This is a genomic window from Mesorhizobium sp. M4B.F.Ca.ET.089.01.1.1 (genome assembly GCF_004022605.1).
Taxonomy (GTDB): Bacteria; Pseudomonadota; Alphaproteobacteria; order Rhizobiales; family Rhizobiaceae; genus Mesorhizobium; species Mesorhizobium abyssinicae.
Window position 1 is genome coordinate 1 of record NZ_RZOS01000357.1, and the last position, 6135, is coordinate 6135.

Consider the following 6135-nt stretch of genomic DNA (forward strand, 5'->3'; position numbering starts at 1 on the left):
AGCGTGCGCCCGGCCAGCGCCGGACGGCGCTCGGCCGACGAGCCGGCAGCGGTTGTCTTTGCGGCAGCCTTAGCCATTGAGGCGCTCCCCCTTCTCGTCGAAGAACACCATGCCGGTGACTTCCACCTCGATCGTCCCGTTCGGCATCGGCACATAGAGCGTCTTGCCCATGCGGTCGCGTCCGCCGGCGACCAGCGCCAGCGCGATCGAACGGCCGCAATTCTCCGACCAGTAGCTGGAGGTGACGTGGCCGATCATCTTCATCGGGATCGCTTGGCCAGGATCCTCGACGATCTGCGCGCCCTCTTCCAGCACCACCTTGGGGTCCTTAGTCTTGAGGCCGACAAGCTGCTTGCGACCCTTGGCGACCAAATCCGGCCGGGCCATGCCGCGGATCCCGACGAAGTCGGGCTTCTTCTTGCCGACCGCCCAGTCGAGGGCTGCATCGTTCGGCGTCACCGTGCCGTCGGTATCCTGGCCGACGATGATGTAGCCCTTCTCGGCGCGCAGCACGTGCATGGACTCGGTGCCGTAGGCGCAGGCGCCATGCTTCTGGCCCTCGGCCCACAGCGCCTCCCAGACGGCCTGGCCGTAGTCGGCCGGCACGTTGACCTCGAAGCCGCGCTCGCCGGTGAACGACATGCGGAACAGCCGCGTCGGCACGCCGCAGATCTTGCCTTCGCGCACCGACATATGCGGCAGCGCCTCGTCCGACATGTCGATGCCTTCGACCAGCGGCGCGATAATGTCGCGCGACTTCGGCCCTTGCACGGCGATGACCGCCCACTGCTCGGTGATCGAGGTCAGCCAGACATTGAGATGCGGGAACTCGGTCTGGAGATAGTCCTCCATATGGTGCATGACGCGCGGAGCGCCGCCCGTCGTCGTCGTCACATGGAAGCGGTCCGGCGCCAGCCTGCCGACGACGCCGTCATCATAGATGAAGCCGTCCTCGCGCAGCATGATGCCATAGCGGCAGCGGCCGGGCTCCAGCTTCTCCCACGGATTGGTGTAGAGCAGTTCCATGAACTTGGCCGCGTCCGGCCCGACCACCTCGATCTTGCCCAGCGTCGAGGCGTCGAACAGGCCGGCCGTCTTGCGCACGGTGACGCATTCGCGGTCCACGGCTGCGTGCATGTCCTCGGCTCCCCGGGGGAAATACCAGGCGCGCTTCCACTGGCCGACATCCTCGAACACCGCCCCTTGCGCCGCGGCCCAGGGATGGATCGCCGTCCGACGCGTCGGGTCGAACAACGCACCGCGCGCATGGCCGACGATCGATCCGAAGGTCACTGGCGTATAGGGCGCGCGGAAAGTGGTGAGCCCGACCTGCGGGATCGGCTTGCCGAGCGTCTCGGCGGCGATCGCCAGGCCGTGCATGTTGGACGTCTTGCCCTGGTCGGTCGCCATGCCGTTGGTGGTGAAGCGCTTGACATGCTCGATCGAGTGCATGCCCTCGTGCACCGCCTGGCGGATGTCCTTGGCGGTGACGTCGTTCTGGAAATCGACGAAGGCCTTGACCGTCGTGCCCTGTCCGGCGCCGGGCGCGGCGCCCAGCATGCCGCGCGACCAGCTCTCGCTGGCATCGACCTTCGGCTTGGCGCCTTTACCCGCCTTGCCGCCTGCCTCCTTCGCCGCCTTGGCGCCCGCCGCATAGGCCTCGTCGACCGTCGCGTCGAGGCCATCCGTGCCGTTGCAGGCGCCGACCGAAACGCAGTCCTGCGCGTAGGTTCCCGGCACGAAGCGCCGCGTCTCCTCGTTGAAGGCGACCTTGCCGCGCGACTGCGAGAACAGATGCACCGACGGCGTCCAGCCGGCCGACATCAGGATCGCGTCGACCGGGATGGTGCGCTCGCCGCCGCCATTCTTCGGCTGCACCGTCATCGACGACACGCGCAGCTTGCCGCCGGCGCGAACAACGGCGCGGCCGAAATTGATCTCGATGCCCAGTCCTCTCGCCTCGTCGATCACCGGTCCGGTCGGGTTGTCGCGCAGGTCGACGATTGCCGCGATGTTGACGCCGGCCTTCTTCAGGTCGATCGCCGCCGCATAGGCGGAATCGTTTGCCGTGTAGACGCCGACATTCCTGCCGACGGCAACGCCGTAATGGTTGAGATAGGTGCGCGCGGCCGAGGCCAGCATGACGCCTGGACGGTCATTGTCGGCGAACACCATGTGCCGTTCGATGGCGCCGGTCGCCAGCACGACTCGGCTGGCGCGGACCTGCCAGAGACGCTCGCGCGCCAGTTCGCGGCCGGGGTTCTGCAAATGGTCGCTGACGCGCTCGACCAGGCCGACGAAATTCTGCGCGTAATAGCCGAAAGCAGTCGTGCGCGTCAGCAACCGGACGTTGTCCATTGCCTTGAGCCTGGCGATGGCAGCTTGCGCCCAGGCGAAGCCGCCCTCGCCGTCGATCCTGGCGCCGGCCTCGAAGCGCAGGCTGCCGCCGAATTCGGCCTGCTCGTCGGCAAGGATCACCCTGACGCCGGTCTCGGCCGCGGCGAGCGCCGCGGCGATGCCGGCAGCGCCGCCGCCCAGCACCAGCACCTCGCAATGGGCGTAGCGCGCGCCGTAGTGGTCGGGATCCGGCTTGTCCGGCGAAACGCCGAGGCCTGCCGCGGCGCGGATCTTCGGTTCGTAGAGGCTCTTCCAGGCCGCCTTCGGCCACATGAAGGTCTTGTAGTAGAAGCCGGCCGAGAACAGCGGCGAGGCGATGTCGTTGACCGCGCCGACGTCGAAGGCGAGCGACGGCCAGCGGTTCTGCGAGTTGGCGGTGAGCCCGTCATAGAGCTCCTGCACGGTCGCCCGCACATTCGGCGTCTTGCGCGCGTCGTCGCGCACGATCTGCACCAGCGCGTTGGGCTCCTCCGCGCCGGCCGACAGGAAGCCGCGCGGCCGATGGTACTTGAACGAACGGCCGACAAGATGGACGCCGTTGGCGAGCAGCGCCGAGGCCAGCGTATCGCCCTCGACGCCGGTATAGGCCTGGCCGTCGAAGCTGAAGCGGGCGGTCTTCGCCTGCTTGAGGCGGCCGGCGCCGGAAATGCGGAAAGAGATGCTCATTTCGAGGCTCCCGGCAGCTTCGCAGGCTTCGGCTCGCCGGCCTTGTAGGTCATGATGAACTTGTCGGTGACTGTGTCGCGCACGGCGTTGAAGAAGCGCGCGCAGCCATGCATGTGGCGCCAGCGCTCATAGATCACGCCCTTGGGGTTCGAGCGGATGAAGAAGAACTTCTCGAAATCGTCGTCGCTCTCGCCGGCAATGTTGGTCGAGCGCGCGATATGCGCCTCGCCGGCGTTGCGGAACTCGAGTTCCGGGCGCTCTTCCTCGCAATAGGGGCAGCGGATGAGAAGCATCTGTTGGTTCCTACAATTCGCCGTGGCCGGTGGCCGGTTGGTCGCAAAGCCTTTCGGCAGCCATCAGTGCGCCACCGCCGCCGCTGCCGCCTCGTCGATCAGGCGGCCGGTGCGGAAGCGCTCGATGGTGAAGGGCGCGTTGATCGGGTGCGGATCGTCCTTGGCGATGGTGTGGGCAAAGACGTGACCCGAGCCCGGTGTGGCCTTGAAGCCGCCGGTGCCCCAGCCGCAATTGACATAGAGTCCCTTGACCGGGGTCTTGGCCAGGATTGGCGAGCGGTCGGGCGTGACGTCGACGATGCCGCCCCAGGAGCGCAGCATCTTCATGCGCGTGAAGATCGGGAACATCTCGCAGATGGCGTCGAGCGTGTGCTGCAATATGTGCAGGCCGCCGGTCTGCGAATAGGAGACGTACTGGTCGGTGCCGGCGCCGATGACCAGCTCGCCCTTGTCGGACTGCGAGATATAGGCATGCACCGTGTTCGACATGATCACGCAAGGCACCACCGGCTTGACCGGCTCCGACACCAGCGCCTGCAGCGGGTAGCTCTCCAGCGGCATGCGCACGCCGGCCATGTTCATGATCACCGAGGAATGGCCTGCCGCAACCACGCCGACCTTCTTGGCGCCGATGAAGCCGCGCGTCGTGTCGACGCCCGTGACCGCGCCATTGGCCGCACGCTTGACGCCGGTCACCTCGCAGTTCTGGATGATGTGGACGCCGCGCGCCGAGGCGCCGCGCGCATAGCCCCAGGCGACCGCGTCGTGGCGCGCCGTGCCGCCGCGCCGCTGCAAGGCCGCACCCACGACGGGGTAGCGCGCATCCTTCGAGATGTTGAGCGGCGGGCAGAATTCCTTCGCCTGCTCCGGCGTCAGCCATTCATTGTCGATGCCGTTGAGACGGTTGGCGTGCACGTGGCGCTTCAGCACCTGGATGTCGTGCACATTGTGGGCGAGCATCATGACGCCGCGCGCCGAGTACATCACGTTGTAGTTGAGCTCCTGCGAGAGCCCATCCCACAGCTTCAACGCATGGTCATAGATGCCGGCGCTCTCGTCATAGAGATAGTTGGAGCGGATGATGGTGGTGTTGCGGCCGGTGTTGCCGCCGCCGAGCCAGCCCTTCTCCAGCACCGCGACATTGGTGATGCCGTGCACGGTGGCCAGATAGTAGGCGGTCGCCAAGCCATGGCCGCCGGCGCCGACGATGATGACGTCGTATTCCTTCTTCGGCTCCGGCGAAGACCATTGCTCTTCCCAGCCCTTGTGGCCGCGCATGGCCTCGCGGGCGATGGCGAATACCGAATATTTCTTCACGTTCCAGGCCTCGCGCCAGTAGCTTTCGCGGAATTTTGCGGCCGGGCATCCTCGCCTCGGCACGCGAGGAGTATCACTAGCGAAACCGCGCAGCCATCCTTGCGCTGTTTGCGACGGCGCTTGCCGTTTTGCGCCGTGGCATCCACAGGCGAGCAACCAACCCACGCGGCACAAACCCCAATGCAGCTTTCGGGTGGCTCGGACCGCCGCCATTTGCGACCAAGCGTCCAATCGCTGGCAATGCCGGCACGAAAGAAGGATGCTCAGAAGATGTTCGCACTGACAGACAAGGTCGCCATCGTCACCGGCGCCAGCTCCGGCATCGGCCGCGCCACGGCAAAGCTGTTCGCCGCAGAGGGCGCCAGTCTGGTCATCGCAGCCCGGCGCAAGGCAGAGCTCGACCTCTTGGCCGACGAGATCGAGGAGGCCGGCGGAAGCGCAGTCGCGCTTGCCGGCGACGTCCGCGACGAAGCCTATGCCAAGGCCCTCGTCGATCTCGCGGTCGAAAAGTTCGGTGGTCTCGACATTGCCTTCAACAATGTCGGCGCTGTCGGGCAGACGGGGTCGATTTCCGAGCTGTCACTCGATGGCTGGCGCGAGACGCTCGATACCAACCTGACCAGCGCGTTTCTCGGCGCGAAATACCAGGTACCGGCGATGATCAAGCGCGGCGGCGGCTCGCTGATCTTCACCTCCACCTTTGTCGGCCACACCGTCGGCATGCCCGGCATGACCAGCTACGCGGCAAGCAAGGCCGGGTTGATCGGTTTGACACAGGTGCTTGCGGCCGAATACGGACCGCAGGGCTTGCGCGTCAACGCTTTGTTGCCGGGCGGCACCGACACGCCGGCGGCGACATTCAAGACCCCGGAATCGCGAACCTTCGTCGAAAACCTTCATGCATTGAAGCGTGTGGCGCAGCCGGAAGAGATCGCCCGCTCGGCGCTTTATCTCGCCTCGGACGCATCGAGCTTCACCACCGGCACCGCGCTGTTTGCCGATGGCGGCGTCTCGATCAACCGGACGTGAAGGGATTGGCGGCCACAGCACTGCCCGCCAGCCGAAAATCTCACGAAGCGGCCTTGCATTTCGCTCCGATTTGACGATTCCGTTTCCCGTCGACAACGGACGGTAAGAGATGCTGCTGATCAGGACCTACGTCGCCCAGAGCGCCATCGAAGGTGTCGGCGTTTTCGCCGCCGAGCCGATCCGCAAGGGCGCCTCGATCTGGCGCCTCGATCCGGATTTCGACCGGCTGATCCCGATGGAGAAATACGAGGCGGCGCCGCCGCATCTGAAGGAACTGCTCGACCGCTACGCCTACCCCAGCCCCGACCGGCCGGGCTTCATGGTCTACGAGGTCGACAATGGCCGCTTCATGAACCATGCCGAGCGGCCGAACACGGATTTCTCGCAATATGGCGGGGCGACCGCGACCCGCGACATCGCGGCCGGCGAGGGG

General features: G+C 66.1%; 5 protein-coding genes. 2 read left to right on the forward strand and 3 right to left on the reverse strand.

All coding sequences use genetic code 11. The features are described from left to right. Window positions 1-69 precede the first annotated feature (69 nt). The 3 genes from EN780_RS25500 to EN780_RS25510 all read right to left on the reverse strand — a co-directional run bounded on the left by EN780_RS25500 (window position 70) and on the right by EN780_RS25510 (window position 4673). A complete protein-coding gene (locus EN780_RS25500; protein WP_128275666.1) occupies window positions 70-3063 on the reverse strand; it encodes a sarcosine oxidase subunit alpha in 2994 nt (997 codons plus the stop codon). Then, window positions 3060-3356: a sarcosine oxidase subunit delta gene (locus EN780_RS25505; protein WP_127286935.1), complete on the reverse strand. Its 297-nt coding sequence runs from the start codon at window positions 3354-3356 to the stop codon at window positions 3060-3062. The genes EN780_RS25500 and EN780_RS25505 overlap by 4 nt, the downstream gene beginning before the upstream one ends. Window positions 3357-3419: 63 nt before the next feature. After that, entirely contained in the window at window positions 3420-4673 is a 1254-nt protein-coding gene (locus tag EN780_RS25510) for a sarcosine oxidase subunit beta (protein WP_127286937.1), read from the reverse strand. 270 nt (window positions 4674-4943) lie between these two features. On the opposite strand from EN780_RS25510, the gene EN780_RS25515 reads away from it, so the two are divergent. Together EN780_RS25515 and EN780_RS25520 are read left to right on the forward strand one after the other, a co-directional pair. Next, entirely contained in the window at window positions 4944-5702 is a 759-nt protein-coding gene (locus tag EN780_RS25515; RefSeq protein ID WP_128275667.1) for an SDR family oxidoreductase, read from the forward strand. 109 nt (window positions 5703-5811) lie between these two features. Beyond that, on the forward strand, window positions 5812-6135 hold a 324-nt coding region (locus EN780_RS25520), incomplete at its 3' end, for an SET domain-containing protein-lysine N-methyltransferase (RefSeq protein ID WP_128275668.1).

Excerpts from the sequence above, each read along its gene's own strand:
- EN780_RS25500 (WP_128275666.1), bottom strand. The coding sequence starts at position 3,063 with ATGAGCATCTCTTTCCGCATTTCCGGCGCCGGCCGCCTCAAGCAGGCG.
- EN780_RS25505 (WP_127286935.1), bottom strand. The coding sequence starts at position 3,356 with ATGCTTCTCATCCGCTGCCCCTATTGCGAGGAAGAGCGCCCGGAACTC.
- EN780_RS25515 (WP_128275667.1), top strand. The coding sequence starts at position 4,944 with ATGTTCGCACTGACAGACAAGGTCGCCATCGTCACCGGCGCCAGCTCC.